Here is a 20,742-nt window from a genome sequence, read left to right on the forward strand (position 1 = left end):
TCTGTGTCTTAGCATCTGCTTCGCTACGTCTCGCCCCGCTCTCGGTGGGGCTGCCAGCTACTCTTTATGGCTGCCACCTCCCCGCTTGATCAAGAGCGCGACTACGATCAGTGCAGCTCCGGCGACCGCTGCGGCGGCCACGGCGTACATTGCCATATCGCCAGTCGAGGGCATAAAGCCTCCGGTGAAGATGCTAGGGGGCGTGCCGGCGGGCGTGTTGATGAGCGATGCCTCCAGGCTGCCCGTCGACCCGTCCGCGCTGTCGGCGCGCAGGGGCGACTCGGCTGTGACGGTGAGCTTGGGCTTGGCGGCAGCCACCTGCTTAACGTCCAGGCCCTCGGCCTTGACCGTCACGGATCGCGTGCCCTCAAAGGCGGTGTAGCCCTTGGGCGCCTTGAGCTCGCGGACCTCCAGCTTGCCCGAGTCCACGCCCGAGACGGTCACGCGACCGTCCTCGCCCGTGGCGACGGTGGCCTTGCCCTCCGCATCCCACGTGCCGTCGGCCGCTAGCGTGCGGCCGCGGTCGCCGGCGATGTTCAGGACCGCCCCAGCAAGCGGCTTATCACCGTCGCTACCACGCTTGATGAGCGCGAGATCCCAGGTGTAGGCGCACGCGTCATCGCTCGGCGTGCGGGTAAAGCCGGCATCGCCGGACTGGTCGGCAAAGGGAGAGCGCGGGTAGCGCAGGTAGGCCTCGTTGGGGTTGCCCTTCGCGATGCCGTGGCTGCATGCGCTGTTGAGCGGCGCATTGTACACGGCGACCACGCGGGCGCCCGCGGTGAAGGCGTCGGCCCCGCCGAGCGCGGCGATGAGGTCGCCGGTGCGCACGGTGAAGGTCTTGCCGTCGGCCGCTACCTTGGTAGCGCACTGGGCTGTGATGTCGGTCCAGCCCTTCGCGGGCTCGGTGCCGGCGCGCCCGTCCTTACCGGTTGAGACGGCGTCAAAGCCGCCGTCCGCGCCCGCCGCCACGTACACGCGCATGCTCGCGGCGACCTTGGAGGGGTCGAGCCCCGCGCTCAAGGTGTCGACGAACCGCACCGTATAGGTGTCGTAGGCGGTAAGACCCACCGGGACCGTGGCAGAGAGGCGCCAGTACAGGTCGTCGGCGACCGTGGCGTCGGCAGCTTTCTGCCAGGCGGCGGTGCTGTCCTCCAGCACGTGCTTTTGGACCTTGGGCGTCGCCGCCTTGGGCTTGACGGTGACGGCGCTGCCGCCGACCAGGGCCATGACCGGCGCGGTACCAGCCTCGCCCTGGGCGATGGAGTCGTCGTCGGCGACGATGAGCCAGTAGCCACAGGGCAGCTCTGACGCCGTGCCCGCGTTAAGGGGCACGGACGCGGCATCAGAGCTCTGGAGGGAACGAGCGAGCTGTGCGCTCAGCGCGCTCGTAAGGTGGGAATCGGCGTTGAGCCACTCGGCAGCTTCCTGCGCGGTGGTCTGGGAGTTGGGCATGCCGGCGCTGTGCAGCACAGGCAGCGCGGCGTCGCGCACGGCATCGCTTGCCCAGGCAAGGTCGGTGGCGATTTTAGCGTCGTTGTCGCCATCGATGACGTTGGCGCTAAAGATCTGGTAGGCGTCGTAGCTGCGCGCCACGGTGCCGCTCACCGTGATGGAACCGGTCGAGGTCGGCGCGGCCTGCGCGGATGCGGGGAACACAACCGCGCAGGTGCCGATCAGGAGGGCAAGCAGCGCAAACAAGATCGGGAAGGAGCAAACATTCTTATTCACGATGCTCACCTCCCTTCGCATTCGCCTTGCGACGAATGTGCATCCAGGCTGCAGCAGCGCAAAGCACCGCCGCGCCGGCAAGGTACGTCAGAGTGACGCCCGACATACCAGAAAGGGGCAAAGAGGTGGAGTAGGTGTTGGTGAAGGTGGGGGTGGAGGTTGGCTTAGAAGTATCGGATCCGTCGTTGTAATTCACCGGGGCTTCGTCGATGCGGTTGCCGTCAGCGTCCTTAATCTTTGTGTAGGTCACCTTCGTGGCAACGATTTTGCCATTTTTCTGATCCGCCATCGTGACGTCAAGCTTATAGACCGACTGATCGAACTTGTAATGCGAGAAAATCGAACTCTCATTCTTCTCGCGCACGTAGTACGTGAAGGTCTTGGAAGCGCCACGGCCCGTAGGGTCACCGGCAGTGAAGGGATTCTTCGTGATATCAGAGAGCGAGTACTTAATCCCCTTATCAGAGCCATCTAAGAACGAAAGCGTCTGCTTCTTGTTATCGCCAGTAGTTTTGGTCTCACGAATAATTTTCTGAAAACTGTCATCGGTCGCAAGCTGAAGTGTAAACTCTTTCATCTCGCCGCCCTTAACGACCTTAGTCGCCGCAGGCGTCCAAAAGCCGGTAGAGGCGTACGGCACGATTTTGTTGGTAAAGGTCGGGTTGTCGCTACTGTCACCGATAGTCACCACAGCTGTCGTGCGATCATTCAAGTAATCAACGGAGTAACCGGAATTTAGTTGCTTAAAGTCGATGTCCTTCTCGCCCTTTTTATAGACGATTACTCCATTTACCTTGTAATAATTAATATCAATCCTCATGAGCTTTTTAGTTTTGTACGGATTGCTATCAACTGTTGCTACGATCTTGTAAATGGTCTTATCGAATCTGGTGTCCAATTCGTTTTGACCGCTGATGGGTTCCTCAACTAGATAGAAAACGTATTGTCCCGAAGAATAGTCCTTGCCAGAGTCGAAGGTGATATTGCCGTTTGATTGATTAACAGTCGCCTCGCCCGCAACACTGCAATCGCCCATATCAAATGTGTCGTCATCTTTCCAAGAAGGCTCAGTGGCACCATCCTCGCGGAGCACCTTAAACTTGTACCCGTGTCCCTCAAGGTTTTGCGAGTTTCCGTCTGCATCTACAAGCACCTTAGTGGCGTTGAGCCTCATGTTCGGATAAACGCTCAGTTCACTGACTTCACCGACGGTGAGATCGCCGTTGGTCATGATGCCGCCGCCATGGGTGTATGAGTAGTTGCCGCTGATGATGGTCGTAGCTGCGGCTTGTGCCTTTGTTATGGCATCTTCAGTCGGATGGGCCTCCAAGCCGAACATGTACGTGGCCTCGGCACCGCCATTAGGATCGATAGTGATCTCCTGGCCATCGCAGGTGCCCTCCCAGCCAGCAGAGCGATTGCCAAGCATCTTTCCAAGAACGACTGCGACCGTCTTATCGCTGCCTTTCCTGCGCACGAGGAAGAAATCCTTGTGGCCGGCGTTTTTGAAGGGATCGGTAATGTACTCAGCATCGCTGTCCTCGTTCTTGCCATTACCACCGGCAGACATGTGATCACTTAAACCATGATCCGTATTGTTGTAGATTGCGGCACCATTTGAGTGCGAGACAATCGTCTCGCCCGTGGGGCAGGCAGCAACGCCGCCACCCCAGCCGCCAGCATCATTTTGAGTGATCAGCGTCTTTACGATATTGAGCTTGCCGCCCTTCTGGATAAAGACGCCACCGCCGCCCCAGTCGCCGCCGCGATCCTTACCCGTCATAGTCTTGTTGTTCGTAATGTAAATCTTGCTGTTCTCACCAGCGCTAATTGTTGCCATCGTACCAGTGTTGTCACCGCCAGCGATACGCAAACCGCCGCCCTCAGCGTTCTCCGCCACGTTGCCGGCAATCGTGCCGCCAGTCATTTCAAACTCGATGGTCTGGTTGTAAAAACCAGCGTAAACGCCACCGCCAGCCTCATGGGAGTAGTTAGCAGTAACTGAGCCACCCGTTATACTGAGCTTGCCACCATTTACACATGCAATGCCACCGCCACCGAGCAGGCCATTGTTAAACGATTCAGAGATATTGGAATCGACACGATTGTTAGTAATGCTTGCCGAATCGCTGATACTAACGCAAGCATTTTTGGTAAAGACGCCGCCGCCATAACCATTTTCGGGACTGCCGCCGCTGTTGCAAGTGTTTTCATACGTAGCGTTGCCAGAGATAATTCCGCCCGTAAGCTTCAGGGTGGCTCCCTTGTCAGCATAGATGCCACCGCCAGAACCCGACTTGTTTCCCGCGACCACGCCGCCTGTCATTTCGAGACTGGCATTCGCGCCCGCCTTCTCGCCCGTTATGCACAGGCCACCACCCCAGCCACCGCCGTTGCCATTGGTGACGTAACCGCCTTCGATTTTGACTTTACCCTCAGAAAAAATCACATGGCCGTCATCGCTCAGATTGGCGGCCGTGGTAATCATGCCGCCCTTGAGATCGAGCGTGCCGCCCTCTTTAACGGTGACCACATGCTTTACGGAACCGCTGTCCGATGCCGCATCAATAGCGCCAAAGCCCGTAACGACATGCCTGATCGTAGTCTCGGTTGTGCCGAGTCCATCTTGATTGGGCGTGCTCTTGGTCTCAAAGTAAGTAAGACTCTTAGGAGTGCCACTATTTGAGCCGTTTCCTGTTTCCCATTCCATAGACGCAAGATGACCCGCCGTCGTTTCGACCAGGGTCTGTTCGTCTTTTGTTTTAACTAAATCCTCGATAGTGAGTGTGGCTCCATTTTCGACCACAAAGAAGGAGTCTTTGTTGCCAGAACCACGGTAGAGCATGTGTCCCGCAAGATCGATAGCAGTGTCTTTGGTGATGGTGATCTGCTTATCCGAATAGGCAAAATCCGTCAGTCGGAACTTGCCGCCATTGGTGAACGTCTCAGCAATATTACCTTTCACCTCGTTATAGCCATCGGCACTGACGGTAGCGGGAGCGATAGCGTTTTCATCGTTAGTTTCATCATCAGAAGGCTGTGTATCGGAAGGCTGCGCGGCGCCCTTGGCCTCCGCGTCGTCGGACGGCAGTCCCGCGGCAGCGACGTCTTCGCTCGCGCCATTCTCGGCATCATCGCTAATCTGCTTTTCGGCACCCCCGTTAGCGGTGCTGTCTACACCAGTAGACTCACTTGAGGAACCCTCCCCCATCACAGCTTCCTCGGCAGAAACCGCCTGGGCATCGTTGGCAATGGCCTGAGAGATCGGGGGCATGACGAGCGACAATACCAGGCTCAAAACGGAGGCTCCGCACAAAACGCCTGCCAGTACACGGCGCGTCGCTTTATTACTCTGTTTAGATTTGTCTGAATTTGCTTTCATCGATGTCTCCTCCCCAAGAGACCGCGATCTTGCTCTTTCACTATCAAACGTATCTGCGCAACCTGAAATTGCGCACGCTTAGTAATGACTATTCTAACGATTGTTTGAATATCTGGGCAAATAAACCGATAGTTTTGTAGCGAATTATCAATTCTCTTGACAATTGCTCAGATTTACCTTCGTTTATTCGCTATCTATTTTTTATTTCTACTGGTAATTTAGTTGCCCATCATTTTTTAATGGCATTAGATTTATTTGCACAACATTTTGCTCAAGAGTAAACATCCTGTAAACAGTCGAAAATTGACCATGAGCTGTAGGTCATTTACCGGGAGAAATACCCTATCAAACTGATGAGAATATCTTTAACTCATCGGTAGTCAGAAGCGTAATGTTCAGACAACAATATTTGAATTTTCCCACAGATTTTAGGTACCAATTCGCCCAAATCGCCTGAGGCCACCGCAAAAGAGCCTGCCCCCTTCTGCGGTGGTTCTCCCCCGGCGCTACAGCAGATGTTCCTCGATAAAGATCGCTATGCCGTCTTCGTCGTTGCTCGAGGTTACAAAGTCGGCGGCGGCACGGGTGGCGTCGCTGCCGTTTGCCATGGCCACGCCCACGCCGGCGTCAGCCACCATGCAGGTGTCGTTATCGGCATCGCCAAACACGCAGATGTTCTGGAGCTCCATGCCATTGAGCTCCGCCACGCGCACAAGGCCGCGTGTCTTGGACACGCGCGGATCCATGAACTCGTAGAGCCGCTGCGTGGTTTGCAGAGCCGCCGCCTTAACAGTGTCATCGACAAACGTCGACGCCCGCTCAATCACCCGCGGCATTACCTCGGGCGCCATGGTAAACATCACCTTGGGCTGCGGCTCGCGCAAAAACTCAGCAAAATCGACCACCTGGTAGGGCACGCCGTCGACGCGCGACAGATGCTCGACGCACGCGTTGCTCTCGGGCACGTAGAACACGCCGTCTCGGGGGCAGACGGGCGTTGCCGGAAGGTCCGCCATGTGTTTGCAGATGCGCGCGATGGTCTCGCCCGGCAGCGGATAGCTTAGCTCGTTGATGTCGTGCGCGCGGTCGATGACCTCGGCACCACCGCAGCCCACTAGCACGTCCACCAGGCCTTCGATACCCCAGAGCTCGTACATGGCCTCGGTCGCGCGGGCGTCGCGCCCGGTGCACAGGCCAAAGAGTACGCCGCGCTCGCGCAGGGCGCGGATCGCCGCCACAGTGCGCGGGGACACCGTGTGCTGGCTCGTGAGCAGCGTACCGTCGATATCGCAGAGTACGGCTTTAATGTGGCTGAAGGTGGCGTCCATGGGGGCCTTTCTAGGTTGTGCGGCGGTGTGGGGTGTATTCGTGAACGGCGTACATGGTATACCAAGGCGCAGGCGCGGCCTGTCAAAGCAAAAACCGCCACAAAGGTGCCTGGCCCCTTTGTGGCGGCCGGACCCGCAGGATGGCATGACCCGGGGCGCAAACCATCACAACATTCGACGTTATTCGGCAAAATCGCGATTTTCATCGAATGTTGTGATGGTTTTTACCGCTTTGCGGCACGATCCAAATGCCGGCGTCCAAACAGCAGCAGTGCCGCGGGAACCGCCGTCACGACCACGCCCGCACCAACGAGCGTCTGCTGCACGCCAAACGTCGCCGCCAGCCAGGGGGCAATCGCCAGCGGGGCTACGCCGGCAAGCATGTTGCCAAAGCCCATGACCGAGTTCACGCGACCGAGCTGCTCGAGCGGGGCCGTCGTTTGCACGATGGTGTTGTGGAGCGGGTTGACGACGCCCCAGGCCACGCCGAGGGCAATCTGGCCGACAAGGGCTACGCCCACGTACGGCGTTCCCACATAAATCAGACTTCCTACGCCCACGGACATGAGTGCCACGAGCAGCGTTTTGAGGCTGACGAAGCGCCGCGGCAAGCGGAGCGCGAGGACGGCACCCAGTACCGCGCCCACACCGCAGGCTGACGAGAGCCAGCCCATCCACTCAACACCGACATGCAGAACATCGCGGTAGAAGAACGACTCCAGCGGATCGAAGGCGCCATAGCCAAAGTTCGAAAGGAAAATAATGCAGAACAGCAGGGCGAGGACGCTGTTGGTAAAGACCGTCTTGATGCTGGTCGCGAAGGTGACGCGGGAAGATGTGTTGGGGTCGGGGCTTTGCCCCGCACGCTCCCCTTCCTCTGCTGAATCGGCATCCGCATCCCCGGCAACATGGCTGGTCTGCGACCTAAAGCCCCAACCGGCGACGAGCGCCAGTACGGTAAAGATCATCATAAGCACGAACACCGCGCGCGATGACGCAGCCGCCGCGACAAAGCCGCCCAACGTGGGGCCAACAATGATACTCACGTTTGAAAACATGGCGATGGCGGAGTTGACGTCTTTGAGCTCGACGGGGTCGTCGGTGAGATACGCCGGATAGGATGTGGCGATGGGTTGGGCGAACCCCATCACGAAGCCCAGGAGCACCGCGCCGAGCAGGACGATGCCGGTCGCGCTGCCAAAAATGAGGATCGCCGCGCCGGTTGCCAGCGTGCCCACGATGCTCAGCAAGAAATGACGGCGCGGGCCCCAGGCGTCGAGCGCCGCGCCACCCGCGAAGGATCCCAAGATCACGAATACGTTCATAAAAAGGACGGCCAGCGATGTCGCCACGACCGAGGCATCGTCTGCATAGGTGAGCGTTCCGATGACGCCGATAAAGTAGCTGGTCTGAAAACCGGTGTAGATGAGAAAGCGCATCGCCACCAGGCGCTTGGCCTGCACGGACAGCGAAGGTTGAGGCTTTGAGAAAAGAGGGGCGAGCATGGAGACTCCTTGTTTCATACGAATGCGGACGGCGGGCATTCGCCACCGTCTGTCAAATCAATCTATCCGCATGAAACATTAAGGACGCATCGAGCCCCTTCTCTCCGTTTTTCGCCCGTCATGAACTACTTGGTAGATTGTAAGGTATGTCCCACACATCTACTAAAGCAAAATCCACCACAAAGGTACCTGTCCCCTTTGTGGTGGAAGTGACGTTTGCCCAGATAAAACCTGCCAAAACAAACCTGTCCCTTTTTGGCAGGTTTTAGGCCAGATGGTCTTGGATGAGATCACAGATGGCTCGGGCGTCGTTGATGTTGATGGCTCGGGTCGCAAAGCCTGCGTCGAAGGCCTGACGCGCCAGGGCTTCGTTGCAGGCAAGGGCCAGCGTGTGGCCATCGACCAGGTCGAGCGAGCTCTTGCCGCGCAGACGGTCGACACCCGATCGCGCGACCACGATGTTGTCGAAGCCCTCGGTTTTGTAGCCCTCGATGATCACCACGTCGACATCGTTGTAACGCGACAGCAGCTCGCGCGCGGGCATCTCGTCCTCCTCGCGCGTGTCGGCGTACTCCGCCCAGCGCGTGGCGCAGATGAGCCCCACGTGCTTGGATCCGGCCTGGTGATGGCGCCACGTATCCTTAGCGGGCACGTCGATATCAAAGCCGTGATGCCCATGATGCTTGAGCGAACCCACGCGCAGGCCCCGGCGGGTGAGCTCGGCGATAACCTTCTCGACAAGCGTGGTCTTGCCCGAGTTCTGGTAGCCGATAAACGCGATCGCGGGGACGGCCGGTGTCGGAGCTGCGGGCGCGACGGCGACGGGTGCGCTCGCGGGTGCGGCACCGTCAGCGGCCACAGCCTCAACGGCAGCGGTCTGACGCTCTGCGCGATCCCACACGCCCGAGCGGCCGCCCTCCTTGTGCAGCAGGCGCACGTCGACAATCTCCATGCCGCGATCGACCGCCTTGCACATGTCATAGATGGTCAGACACGCGGCACTCGCGCCGGTCAGGGCCTCCATCTCGATACCCGTCTTGCCCGTCACGCCGGCCGTAACCAGTACGTGAAAGCCAACCTGCCCGTCCGCGCGCGCCGGCGCCCAGCCCTCGGGCACGTCCTCGGCCGGCGTCCCCGCCGGAGCGATGGGCGCAATGTCGCATTTGCTCTTGGTAATGAGCAACGGATGGCACATGGGAATGATGTCGCTCGTGCGTTTGATGGCCATAATGCCCGCCACGCGCGCGCAGGCAAGCACATCGCCCTTTTTGGCGCGGTCCTGCAGCACCATGGCCTGCGTCTCGGGGTGCATGAGGATGGTGCCCTCGGCGATGGCAACGCGATGGGTCTCGGCCTTGTCGGACACGTCGACCATGCGCACCTCGCCCTTGGCGTCCACGTGCGTCAGCTCGTCGCGACGGGCGTCGCGGGCGGGCTCGGTGGCAGCGCTGGCAGACGGCTGCGCGGACGCGTCGGCGTTACCAGCATTCGCCGCAGCCGTGACTTTGTGGGCAGACATCGCGGCCCTGCGAGCGGCCTTGGTGGCATCGGCGTACCTGCTCTTGGCCATATGATCATCCTCCGATTTGGGACATAAATCGTTGCGTGCCCTCAATTATCGCGTGTTCCTGCGGTTTGTGGGCCACGGCATCGCGCCAAATCGAAAGTACCTGCATATCATCACCACGGCGCAGCGCGTCGCGCACCGAATACTCGGCATCGCTGAACAGGCACGGACGCACGTTGCCATCGGCCGTCAGGCGAAGACGGTTGCAATTCGCACAAAAATGGTTGGACATGGCGCTAATGAAGCCAACCGTTCCCGCCGCGCCCGGAAAGTGCCAGTAGCGCGCAGGACCCGCGCCGGCAGGAGCGTCGTTGATGTCGAGCGGTTCAAGCTCGCCCAGACCAGCCGCGGTGGCCCCGGCATTGATGCGCGCCCGCAGCTCGTCGCTCGGCACGGTATCGCTCGCGCCCCACAGCTCGGGATTGAGCGCAGGCGCATGCGGGTCCACGGCGCAATGTGAGCTCGTACGTTCGTCGCCAATGGGCATGTATTCGATAAAGCGCAGGTGGATGGGGCGGTCGACGGTCAGCCGTGCGAGGGCTGCTACATCCTGGTTGAGCCGGCGCACCACAACGCAGTTGACCTTAACGGGCTCAAAGCCCCAAGCCAGCGCCGCATCGATGCCGGCCATGGTCTGCTCGAGCCGACCCAGGCGCGTGATCTTTCCAAAGATCGTAGGGTCGAGCGTGTCGAGCGAGATGTTGACGCGGTTAAGCCCGGCATCTTTGAGCTGCGGCGCCAGCTTGGGCAGCAGGGCGCCATTGGTAGTAAGTGAGATATCCTCGATCTGCGGGATCGCACGGATGTCACGAATAAGCGGAATGATACGGCGGCTGACCAGCGGCTCGCCGCCCGTCAGACGCACGCGGCGAATGCCCTCCCCCGCCACCAAGCGCACAAAGCGGGCGATTTCCTCGGCGCTGAGCAGCTCGTCGTGCGCACGGGGCGCCACGCCGTCGGCCGGCATGCAGTAGATGCAGCGGAAATTGCACTTGTCGGTAACGGCAATGCGCAGGTAGTTGATATCGCGGCCAAAGCCGTCATGTTGCACGCGCCCGTCCACGCAGCCCTCCCCTCACGCGGCGTTTTATTCTTCGGAAAACATAATACCCCACGAGAGAATCATGCCGACACCCGTACGACAGGACAGGTCACTTCGAGCAAGACCGGCTTCCCAAGCCCATCCTCAGCACAGACCATCACAACATTCGATGCTTTTCCCATTTTTGGCGAAAAACGTCGAATGTTGTGATGGTTTGCGTGCCCACGGCACCCCGTAGAGGGACCAAAACGTCCCTAAAGGCCGCCGTCCCAGTGCCGAATCACGAATTCTCGCAGGTCGTTCTGCCGCTTCTGGAACGCTTCGCTTCGGTCGCACTTAAGGCCCATAGCGAGCGCGATGGCGTTCATCGCCCGGTGCAATTGCAGCTGGTGGGCAAACTGAGTCCCGGTGAGGACGATCATCCTAAAGCCCAGCGCGCTCAGCACGGTCATACGCTCCGCATCCGACGCGCTGCGCTGTTTATCAAGATGGTCCGAGCCGTTGTATTCAATCCCCGTACCGCTCGCAGGCGCATATACGTCGATCTCGAAATACCCGGACTTAGCGAGATACTTGAACTCGTTGGGAACATCGACCCGATGGTTGAGCTCGATCTTGGCGTATCCCAGCCCTCCCTGGGAACGTTTTGCTACGACCATGATTGCGGTGGCCGTCTCCATAGGCGAACGGGCGCCATCGTGCACGCGCCTGAGCACGGCGGCCGCGCGTATGGCCCCCTGACGAGATCGGTTCTCATTGCAATAAGCAATCAAATCGGCAACGGTATACCTCTGCCCTATCTCGATATAATCGCCTGTCGACAGATGATTCAAATGGTATCGGGCGCAGATTTCATACCCATATTCCAGCTGCTCGGGCTCACTCATCCACGAACCCGCTTGGACAAAGCACATGGCCTCATCAACCACTAGAAGGCCCTCTGCCACCTCGATAAGATGACCTGAAGGTACCGGCGCTCCAAACACGTGGCACCTAAATCCAGCCGGCGTCGAGCGCTCAAAATCGAAGTTGACGAGCGTATCGATATGATCGAGCTCTTCTCGTGGAATACCAAGCGAGACCAGATAATCGGCAACGATCCCAACTGCCGTTGAAGCCCTCAGCCCTTTGGCATCGAGTCCCAATTTGGGCAGGCCCGCAGTCGGCTCCGCCTCGTTAGCAAGCGAGTCCTCATCGTATAGGCTGCTTGCTCGCGAGAGCGGCTCGGACGGGCGCGCCACGTTGTGGTACAGCCAGGCAGTCTTATGGGACAGGACGATCGGCAGGTCCATGAGCCCTCCAATGAAGTCGGATAACCAACCTTATTCCCCTGCTCACGGATTCGCACACCTTCGTGCGCAAGAAAGCGATTCCACCCGGTCGAGTGGTAGAAAAACCATCACAACATTCGATGCTTTTCCCGTTTTTGGCGAAAAACGCCGAATGTTGTGATGGTTTGAGTCGAGGTGAGGGGCACGGAGGGATCAAAGCATCGTGCTCGAACGGGTTAATCCAGCTCTTTTAAGCCATGCGCCAGCTGCCAGTACTCGCCGTGCTGGGCGAGCAGCTCTTCGTGCGTGCCGCGCTCGATGATGCGGCCGTGTTCGAGGACCATGATGGCGTCGGCATCGCGGACGGTGGACAGGCGATGCGCGATCATAAAGGTGGTGCGTCCGCGCATGATGCGGTCCATACCGCGCTCGATGAGCTTTTCGGTACGCGTGTCGATGGAACTCGTGGCCTCGTCCAGGATGAGCACCGGCGGATCGGCGACGGCCACGCGCGCGATGGCGAGCAGCTGACGCTGACCCTGCGACAGGTTGGCGCCGTCGGCCGTGACCGGTGTGTCGTAGCCCCGCGGCAGGCGGCGGATAAACGAGTCGGCGCAGGCGGCCTCGGCAGCGGCGCGCACCTCCTCGTCGGTCGCGTCGAGCTTGCCAAAGCGGATGTTCTGCGCAATGGTGCCGCTAAACAGGTGCGTGTCCTGCAGCACAATGCCGAGCGACCCGCGCAGGCTGGCCTTGGCAATGTGCTTGACGTCGATGCCGTCGTACGTGATCTCGCCGTCATCGACCTCGTAGAAGCGGTTGATGAGGTTGGTAATGGTCGTCTTGCCGGCGCCCGTGGAGCCCACAAACGCAATCTTTTGCCCCGGCTTGGCAAACAGGTTGAGGTCCGTGAGCACGCGGGCGCCCGGCACGTAGGAAAAGTCCACGGCATGGAAGCGCACGTCGCCGGCAAGCGGGACCAAGCCGCACGTGAGCTCGGTGCCGTCGGCGGCCACCGCGCGGCCCGACTCATCAACGGCTGCCACGTCATGCAAGTGCCCGTACGCGCCCACGCCCTGGCCCTCGGGAATCTTCCACGCCCACGCGGCGTCGCCCGTCTGCACCAGCTCCACGCAGCCCTCGTCCACCTCGGGCTCAAGGTCCATAGCCGCAAACAGGCGCTCGGCACCGGCCAACGCGTTGAGCAAGAAGTTGCCGAGCTGCGTAAATTGGTTGATGGGCATGGCGGCCTGGCGCACAAAGACCAGGTAGCTTGCAAGTGCGCCCACATCGGCGAGCCCCTTGATGCAGAGCATGCCGCCCGCCACGGCGACGATGGCATAGTTGACATAGCCAATCACGACGGTCATGGGCACCATGGAGTTGGCATAGCTCACGGCGGCGGTACCGGTGCGGCGAAGCTCGTCGTTGCGGCAGGTGAAGCCGGCGACATTCGCTGCCTCACGGTTAAAGACCTTGATGACCTTTTGGCCCGAGACCATCTCTTCGATATATCCGTCCAGGTCGCCAAGCGATGCCTGCTGGGCAGCAAAGAAACGCTTAGAGCGCGCGCCCGAGTAGCGCGCATACAGCACAATGGCCGCATCGCACACGAGTGTGATAATCGTGAGCTGCCAGTTAAGGATGATGAGCATGGCCGTGGTGCCCACAACCTGAATGGCGGCCTGAATCACGTTGGCAAAGCTGTTGTTGAGCGCCTCGGAGACGGTGTCGACGTCGTTGGTGAAAAAGCTCATGATGTCGCCCGAGCGCGTGCCGTCAAAATAACTGAGCGGCAGCGTCTGGATGTGCGCGAACAGGTCGCGGCGAATATCGGACACCACGCGTTGGGCCGCGCGCACCATGATCTGCGAGTAGCCCAGGGCCGAAAGCACGCCCGCGGCGTAGATGATCGCCGTCAGGATGACCTGCTTGGCGAGCAGTTCCTCCCCGCCCGTGGCCAAACCGTTAACGATGGGGCGCACCATGTAGGTGCCGGCGAGGCTCGCGATGGCGGCGATGGAGGCGAACACGCCCACCGCGAGCAACGAAAACTTGGCATGCCCCATGTAGGAGAGCAGGCGGCGCACAGTGCGTTTGAGGTCGGCCGGGCGTGCTTGGGCTGCGGTCTTAGGCATGGCGCTCACCCCCTTCCAAGGGCGATCCGCTGGGGACGGAAGAAAACGGATCATTCGCGCACTCATCGTCGCAGCCGTCGCCGGCGTCCGCGTTCCCCGCAAACTCCATCTGCGAGGCGTAAATCTCCTGGTAGATGTTGTCGCCCGCCAGCAGTTCCTCGTGCGTGCCCACGCCGTGGACACGACCGTCATCCAACACCACAACGCGATCGGCATCCATGACGCTCGCGATGCGCTGGGCGATGATGAGCACGGTCGTATCGGGAATCCGAGCGATGTGCTCGCGAATCTTAGCGTCGGTCGCCATATCGACCGCACTGGTGGAATCATCAAAAATGAGCACGCGCGGATGCTTGAGCAGCGTGCGCGCGATGCACAGGCGTTGCTTCTGGCCACCCGAGACACCGGCGCCGCCTTGGCCCAACTCGCCGTCCAGCCCGCCGATGCGATCAAGGAACTCATCCACGCACGCCGCGCGGCAAGCCGCGAGGAGCTCATCGTCCGACGCCTGCGGATTGCCCCACTGCAGGTTCTCACGCACGGTGCCCGTGAACAGCACATTCTTCTGCAGCACAATGCCCACCGCGTCGCGCAAGGTAGCCAGGTCGTAGTCGCGCACGTCGTGTCCGCCCACAAGCACGGCGCCCTCGGTGGCGTCGTACAGGCGTGCAATCAGCTGCACAAGCGAGCTCTTGCCCGAGCCCGTGCCGCCGAGGATGCCCACCGTCGAGCCGCTCTCGATGCGAAGGTCGATATGCTCGAGCACATCCTCGGCTGCATCCGCGCGGTATTTAAAGGAAACGTCGCGAAACTCGATACTGCCGTCCGCTGGCGCCGCAGTCGCGAGGTCTCCCGCAGGGTTGGCGATAAAGGGCTCCTCATCGAGCACCTCTGCGATACGGCCCACACTCGTAAGAGCGCGCGTGAGCAGCAAAAACACGTTGGAAATCATCATGAGCGAGTTCATGATCAGCAGCACGTAGCTCATAAAGCCCGTGAGCGAGCCCACGCCCAAGCGACCTTCGATGATCATGCGGCCGCCAATCCACAGGATCGAGAGCGCAGCCACGTACATCGAGAGCTGGAACACCGGCAGGTTGAGCACGGCGGTGCCGAAGGTCTTGGTCGCCGTGCCGGCGAGCTCGGTATTGACGGTGTCGAACTTGTCGCACTCGTGCTCGGCTCGCACGTAAGCCTTCACGGCGCGCACGGCGGTAAGGTCCTCTTGTACCACGCCGTTGAGGTGGTCCATCGAGGTCTGGAGTTGGCGGTAGAGCGGGCTCACGCGCACGGTAATAATACCGAGCACGATGGCGAGCATCGGCAGAATGACGGCAAAGACCGCCGCGAGCTCGCGCGAGAGCGCAAAAGCGTAGACGAGGCCCATGACCAGATTTACCGGCCCGCGCACCATGGGGCGGAAGCCGTTACCTACGGCGTTTTGGATCACGGTGATGTCGGTGGTCATGCGAGTGACCAGCGAGCTGGCGTCGTAGTTGTCCAGATTGCCAAAAGCGAGCGTCTGGATCTTGCGATACTCGGCCTCGCGCAGGTTAGCGCCCAGCCCCGAGGCGACGCGAGCGGATGTGCGGGCATACCCTAAGCCAAGTACCAGCGAAAACGCGGCGCACACGATCATGAACGCGCCCTGCAGCAGCATGTAATTGACGTCGCCCGTGGGCACGCCCACGTCGATGATGTTGGCCATGATGACCGGGATAAACAGCTCGAGCGCGGTCTCGACCGAGACGAACATCACGCCGAGTATGGCATCGCGACGGTATGCCCCCAAATAGGAAAACAAGATTTTGAGATTGCGCACGCAGGTTCATCCCCCATCAAACGTTGTTCGCAAACGCACGTATTATTGCGCGCCGAGCGATGGTGTCAAGTGTTCCGAAATCGATTTCTATAAGGCCGGCGCAGGCGCTAAGCCCGCGCGGCGCGCGACCGTATTCAAACCGAAATGATTGAAGGCAAGAATTTTTCGCCCCACCGGCAACATGGACCTTGACTCTACAATCGTTGTAGGGTTTTCACTACACTGGTACGTAAACGAACCAAGCCAGAAAGCCCCGCTCATGGAACACGACCTCACACGCGGTAATGTCCTCAAGACCATCGCGGTCTTCGCCCTGCCCTATATGCTCTCGTACTTTTTGCAGATGCTCTACGGCATGGCCGACCTGTACTTTATCGGACAGTTTAGCGGTGCCGCCGGCATCACCGCCGTGGGCAACGGCGCGCAGACGCTCTATATCATTACCGTAACGCTCGTGGGCCTGGCCATGGGAACAACCGTCATCGTCGGCCATGCCGTGGGTTCGCGCCGCTTCGATCGCGCCGAGGCCGCCATCGGCAACACCATCACGCTCTTTATGGGCGTCTCGGTGGTGTTGGCCGCGCTCTTGCTCGCGTTGTGCCCGCAGATCGTGACACTCATCGGTACGCCAGCCGAAGCCGTCGAGGGCACTGCCGCCTACCTGCGCATCTGCTTTATCGGCATTCCGTGCATCGCCGCGTACAACATCCTTTCGGCCATCTTTCGCGGCCTGGGCGATTCGCGCTCACCCATGTACGTGATCGGCGTGGCGTGCGTTATCAACATCGCGCTCGACTTTCTGTTCATTGGTCACATGGAGCTCGGCCCCGTGGGCGCGGCGCTTGGCACGGTGATCGCGCAGACGGCAAGCGTTGCCCTCGCGCTCGTATGGCTCAAGAGCCGCCGCACGAACATCCACGTTAAACGTAGCGACCTGCGCCCCCAGCCCGAGGTGCTCGGCAGCATCCTTAAGATTGGCGTGCCCGTGGCCGTGCAGGACGGCTGCATCCAGGTGGCGTTTATGTTCATCACCGTTATCGCCAACCACCGCGGGCTGGTCGACGCCGCCGCCGTGGGCCTGGTCGAGAAGATGATCAGCTTTTTGTTCATTGTGCCGAGCTCCATGGGCGCCACCGTCAGCGCGCTCACGGCGCAAAACGCCGGCGCGGGCAAGGGCGACCGCGCGCGTCAGGTGCTCAAGGACGCCATGACCATCTCGGTGGTGTATGGCTGCCTGATCACGGTACTCATGTGGCTGGTGGCGCCGGCGTTTCTCGGCTTTTTTGCCAAAGACGCCGCGGTGGTCGCCGCCGGTACCAGCTATATGCGCAGTTATATTTTCGACGCGATCTTTGCCGGCATCCACATTTGCTTTAGCGGCTTTTTCGCCGCGTACGGCAAGAGTTACATCGGCTTTGCGCACAACGTGCTGGCGGTGGCGCTCATTCGCGTGCCGGGCGCGTGGCTGCTGTCGAACGCCTATTCCGACACGCTGTTCCCCATGGGCATCGCCTCGCCGTGCGGGTCGATTCTTTCGGCAGTCATTTGCATGGTGGCGTTTACGGTGCTCAACCGGCGTGGCACTTTTGACAAGCTCGTGGCGTAGCGGGGCAACGCAAGCCTGGCGACCCCGTCCTGCTTTCTGCCGAAAGGAGTAATCCTGTGACCGAAACATCCAGCGAACATACCGACGGCCTGCTCCGCATTGGCGAGGTGGCGCGCCTGTTTAACCTGAGCGTTGGCACACTGCGTCATTACGAGCAGATGGGCTTGCTGGAGCCGGCGCATATCGACCCTGCAAGCGGCTATCGCTGCTACGGAGCGCGACAGCTCTCCACTCTCAACACCATCAGCAACCTGCGCGTTCTTGACTTGCCACTGGCGCAGATACGCGAGTTTGTCGCCACGCGCGACGTGAATCTGATGCAGCGCCAACTGGCCCAGCAACAGGAGCTCATCGAACGCAAGCGCCGCGTACTGGAACGCGTCTCGCGCAAGATCGATGACCGGCTCGTCTTGCTGCGAGACGCTTTGAATGCCGAGCTCGACACCATCCGCGAGACCGAGGCACCCGAGCTTCGATGCGCCGTACTGCGCGAACGTGTCAACCCCACCGACGCCTATGCGCTGGAGTGGCAGATTCGCCAGCTGCAAAAAGGACAGCACGAGACCTTCGTCTTTCCCGGTAACTTGGGCGTGGGCATCGCACCCAAGCGCCTTGCCGCCGGCGACTTCGATGGCTACGACGAGGTCTTTTTGCTGTTGGATGACACGGATGACTACCTGGGGGACGTCGAGGTTCGGCCCGCCGCGCGCTGCCTGACCGTAAGCTTCCGCGGCACGCACGGACAAGCGGCCCCGCGCTACGAGCGCCTGCTCGATTACATGCACGAGCGCGACCTGTCCCCCGCAGGCCCCTCGCGCGAAATCGCCCTTATCGACGACATCATCAGCGACGACCCGGCGACCTACGTGACGCAGATCACGGTGCCTGTGTCGCTAGGCTAGACCGAGCTTCGCTTCTAGCTCGGCCAACGCCTCAAATGCATCGCGAGATATGCCTGCCGCGCGCTCGCACTCGGCAACGCGAATTCGCGCCATCAGGTGCTCTTTTGCCTGCGTTTGGGAGCGCCTCGTGCGCCCTTCCGCCTGCGAGTAATTGTGGTTCTCGATATCCATTACGCCTCTGGCACCTCACCAGTCGCAAGGATCTGTTCGAGCGCGTCCTCGTCCAGCACGGGCACACCGAGCTGCTCGGCCTTGGTGAGTTTGGAGCCTGCCTTGGGACCGGCGACCAGATAACTCGTCTTCTTCGACACACTGCCCGAAACCTTGGCGCCGAGCACCTTAAGCGCGGCACCCGCCTCGTCGCGCGTGCGATTGACGAGCGTACCGGTCAGCACAAACGTCAGGCCCGCAAGCGGCTGCGCGTCGGCGAGCTCGCCCGCTACGCCGGCATCGGCTGCAGCCTGCGCATGCGCGGCGCCCAAATCGACCTCGAGCGACAGGCCCGCCTGACGCAGGCGCTCCAACACAGCGAGGTTCTCGGGCACGGCCAGGAACTGCTTGACGCTCGCTGCGATTTTGGGACCGATACCCTCGCACTCGGCGATGTCCTCTTCGCTCGCCAAGATGAGCTTGTCAATCGACAAGAATCGCTCAGCGATGACCTCACCCACGCTCTTGCCCACGTGGCGGATACCCAGGGCAAACAGCACGCGACCGAGCGGCTGGCTCTTGGACTTGTTGAGCTCGGCGATAATCTTCTCGGCCGTCTTGAGACCAACCGGAATGGGATCGCCCTTTTTAACGCCCTTTTTGCTGTTGGAGCTCGCATACATGCGGCCCGTGTCCAGACCGGCGATGTCGTCAACCGTAAGCTGATAGAAATCGGCGACATCGTGAATCAGGCCAGCGGCGATCATCTTGTCGACGATCTCGTCACCCAGGCCGTCGACGTCCATGCAGCCGCGGCTCACCCAGTGGAGCAGGCGCTCCTTGAGCTGCGCGGGGCAGTCGATAGACACGCAGCGGTAGGCGACCTCGCCGTCCTCGTGCACGACCGGACTGCCGCACACGGGGCAGACCTCGGGCATATGCCAGTCGACCGAATCGGCCGGGCGCTTGTCGAGCACCGGGCCCACGACCTCGGGAATCACGTCGCCCGCCTTATGAACGATGATGGTGTCGCCCTCGCGCACGTTTTTGCGGCGGATCTCATCGATGTTGTGCAGCGTGGCGCGCGCGATGGTGGAGCCGGCGACCGTCACCGGATCGAACTCCGCGACCGGCGTGAGCACGCCAGTGCGGCCCACCTGGATGCGAATCTCGCGCAGGATGGTCTGCTTCTCCTCGGGCGGGAACTTAAAGGCGATGGCCCAGCGCGGCGCGCGGGCGGTAAAGCCCAGGTCGAGCTGCTGCTGGAAGCTGTCGACCTTTACGACCACGCCGTCGATGTCGTAGTCCAGGTCGCCGCGATGCTCGAGCGCCTGGGCGCAGAACTCGTGGACCTCGGCCGGTGTGGCGCAGCGGGCCACGTTGGGATTGACGCTAAAGCCGGCGCTGCGCAGCCAGTCGAGAAACTCGCGCTGGCTATGGACGTGCAACGGGTCGGTATCGGCGATGGCGTAGATAAAGGTGGCCAAGTCGCGGCGTGCGGTAACCTTGGGGTCCTTTTGGCGCAGGCTGCCGGCGGCGGCGTTGCGCGGGTTGGCGAAGGGGTCGCGGCCCTCGGCATCGGCCTCGTCGTTCAGGCGGACGAAGCTGCCCTTGGGCATATAGACCTCACCGCGCACCTCGATGGTGCGCTCGCGGTCGGCGCCCATGTGGACGAGCGCCGGCTCGGACAGGTGCATGGGCACGTCCTTGATGGTACGGACGTTGAGCGACACGTCCTCGCCCGTTGTGCCGTCACCGCGCGTCGCCGCGCGCACGAAGGTTCCATTCTGGTAGGTAAGCGCCACACCCAAGCCGTCGATCTTGAGCTCGCAGGTATAGGTGACGCTGCCGGCACCAAGTGCGTCCTCGGTGCGCTGGAGCCATGCGTCGAGCTCATCCAGATCCATGGCGTCGTCCATGGAATACATGCGCGCCATGTGCGTGACTGGCGTAAATTGCTCGCTCACGTAGCCGCCCACGCGCTGGGTATAGCTGTCGGGCGTCACAAGGTCAGGGTAGGTAGCCTCGATTTCCTGCAGCTCAACGAGCATTTTGTCGAAGGCGGCATCCGTGATCTCGGGCGCATCGAGCATGTAGTAGCGGTAGGCATGGTAGTCGAGCTCGTGGCGCAGCTCGGCCGCGCGCGCTGCCGCCTTGGCGCGGGCATCGGTCGGTGCGGCGGCATCCGCGCTCGCGGGCGTTTCGGTATCGATGTCCACGCCGTCACCAAACAGGCTCGATTGCTCCATAGCGGCACTCCTTCGCTCGATTTCAAACGGATACAAGAGTACCACCGGTCACGAT

General features: G+C 60.8%; 13 protein-coding genes. 2 read left to right on the plus strand and 11 right to left on the minus strand.

Annotated elements, in window-relative coordinates; translation table 11 throughout:
- Positions 1-57: 57 nt before the first annotated feature.
- From AB5750_RS07045 to AB5750_RS07085, 9 genes are all read right to left on the minus strand, one after another.
- Positions 58-1,728, minus strand: coding sequence for an isopeptide-forming domain-containing fimbrial protein (locus AB5750_RS07045; protein ID WP_368146085.1), 1,671 nt, complete (start codon positions 1,726-1,728; stop codon positions 58-60).
- The gene (locus tag AB5750_RS07050) at positions 1,721-5,110 is read right to left on the minus strand and encodes a Spy0128 family protein (RefSeq protein ID WP_368146083.1); all 3,390 of its coding nucleotides are present in this window, start codon (positions 5,108-5,110) and stop codon (positions 1,721-1,723) included. The genes AB5750_RS07045 and AB5750_RS07050 overlap by 8 nt, the downstream gene beginning before the upstream one ends.
- Before the next feature lie 506 nt (positions 5,111-5,616).
- Complete coding sequence (locus tag AB5750_RS07055; protein WP_368146082.1) at positions 5,617-6,438, minus strand: HAD family hydrolase; 822 nt, start codon at positions 6,436-6,438, stop codon at positions 5,617-5,619.
- Between the two features lie 224 nt (positions 6,439-6,662).
- Entirely contained in the window at positions 6,663-7,943 is a 1,281-nt protein-coding gene (locus AB5750_RS07060; protein ID WP_368146081.1) for an MFS transporter, read from the minus strand.
- A 265-nt stretch (positions 7,944-8,208) separates the two neighbouring features.
- Positions 8,209-9,513: a molybdopterin-guanine dinucleotide biosynthesis protein B gene (gene mobB / locus AB5750_RS07065; protein ID WP_368146080.1), complete on the minus strand. Its 1,305-nt coding sequence runs from the start codon at positions 9,511-9,513 to the stop codon at positions 8,209-8,211.
- 4 nt (positions 9,514-9,517) lie between these two features.
- Complete coding sequence (gene moaA / locus AB5750_RS07070; RefSeq protein WP_368146079.1) at positions 9,518-10,573, minus strand: GTP 3',8-cyclase MoaA; 1,056 nt, start codon at positions 10,571-10,573, stop codon at positions 9,518-9,520.
- A gap of 233 nt (positions 10,574-10,806) precedes the next feature.
- The gene (locus AB5750_RS07075; RefSeq protein ID WP_368146078.1) at positions 10,807-11,844 is read right to left on the minus strand and encodes a putative endonuclease domain-containing protein; all 1,038 of its coding nucleotides are present in this window, start codon (positions 11,842-11,844) and stop codon (positions 10,807-10,809) included.
- A gap of 215 nt (positions 11,845-12,059) precedes the next feature.
- Complete coding sequence (locus AB5750_RS07080; RefSeq protein ID WP_368146077.1) at positions 12,060-13,958, minus strand: ABC transporter ATP-binding protein; 1,899 nt, start codon at positions 13,956-13,958, stop codon at positions 12,060-12,062.
- A complete protein-coding gene (locus tag AB5750_RS07085; RefSeq protein ID WP_438266023.1) occupies positions 13,951-15,714 on the minus strand; it encodes an ABC transporter ATP-binding protein in 1,764 nt (587 codons plus the stop codon). The genes AB5750_RS07080 and AB5750_RS07085 overlap by 8 nt, the downstream gene beginning before the upstream one ends.
- A gap of 325 nt (positions 15,715-16,039) precedes the next feature.
- Here AB5750_RS07085 and AB5750_RS07090 point away from each other — a divergent pair, with 325 nt between their 5' ends.
- Positions 16,040-17,386 carry an MATE family efflux transporter gene (locus AB5750_RS07090; RefSeq protein WP_368154963.1) on the plus strand — a complete coding sequence of 449 codons (1,347 nt, stop codon included), beginning with the start codon at positions 16,040-16,042 and terminating at the stop codon, positions 17,384-17,386.
- 56 nt (positions 17,387-17,442) lie between these two features.
- Positions 17,443-18,288, plus strand: coding sequence for a MerR family transcriptional regulator (locus tag AB5750_RS07095; protein WP_368146238.1), 846 nt, complete (start codon positions 17,443-17,445; stop codon positions 18,286-18,288).
- Here the strand turns inward: AB5750_RS07095 and AB5750_RS07100 are convergent.
- Entirely contained in the window at positions 18,280-18,459 is a 180-nt protein-coding gene (locus tag AB5750_RS07100; protein ID WP_195535987.1) for a hypothetical protein, read from the minus strand. The genes AB5750_RS07095 and AB5750_RS07100 overlap by 9 nt on opposite strands.
- Complete coding sequence (gene ligA / locus AB5750_RS07105; RefSeq protein WP_368146240.1) at positions 18,459-20,687, minus strand: NAD-dependent DNA ligase LigA; 2,229 nt, start codon at positions 20,685-20,687, stop codon at positions 18,459-18,461. Before ligA ends, AB5750_RS07100 begins: the two co-directional genes overlap by 1 nt.
- Positions 20,688-20,742: the final 55 nt, after the last annotated feature.

The organism is Collinsella aerofaciens (assembly GCF_040926185.1).
In the GTDB taxonomy this organism is placed as follows: Bacteria; Actinomycetota; Coriobacteriia; order Coriobacteriales; family Coriobacteriaceae; genus Collinsella; species Collinsella aerofaciens_BC.

Coding starts and splice junctions, on each gene's coding strand:
- AB5750_RS07050 (WP_368146083.1), bottom strand. CDS start 5,110: ATGAAAGCAAATTCAGACAAATCTAAACAGAGTAATAAAGCGACGCGC.
- AB5750_RS07055 (WP_368146082.1), bottom strand. CDS start 6,438: ATGGACGCCACCTTCAGCCACATTAAAGCCGTACTCTGCGATATCGAC.
- AB5750_RS07060 (WP_368146081.1), bottom strand. CDS start 7,943: ATGCTCGCCCCTCTTTTCTCAAAGCCTCAACCTTCGCTGTCCGTGCAG.
- mobB (WP_368146080.1), bottom strand. CDS start 9,513: ATGGCCAAGAGCAGGTACGCCGATGCCACCAAGGCCGCTCGCAGGGCC.
- AB5750_RS07075 (WP_368146078.1), bottom strand. CDS start 11,844: ATGGACCTGCCGATCGTCCTGTCCCATAAGACTGCCTGGCTGTACCAC.
- AB5750_RS07080 (WP_368146077.1), bottom strand. CDS start 13,958: ATGCCTAAGACCGCAGCCCAAGCACGCCCGGCCGACCTCAAACGCACT.
- AB5750_RS07085 (WP_438266023.1), bottom strand. CDS start 15,714: ATGTTCGTCTCGGTCGAGACCGCGCTCGAGCTGTTTATCCCGGTCATC.
- AB5750_RS07090 (WP_368154963.1), top strand. CDS start 16,040: ATGGAACACGACCTCACACGCGGTAATGTCCTCAAGACCATCGCGGTC.
- AB5750_RS07100 (WP_195535987.1), bottom strand. CDS start 18,459: ATGGATATCGAGAACCACAATTACTCGCAGGCGGAAGGGCGCACGAGG.
- ligA (WP_368146240.1), bottom strand. CDS start 20,687: ATGGAGCAATCGAGCCTGTTTGGTGACGGCGTGGACATCGATACCGAA.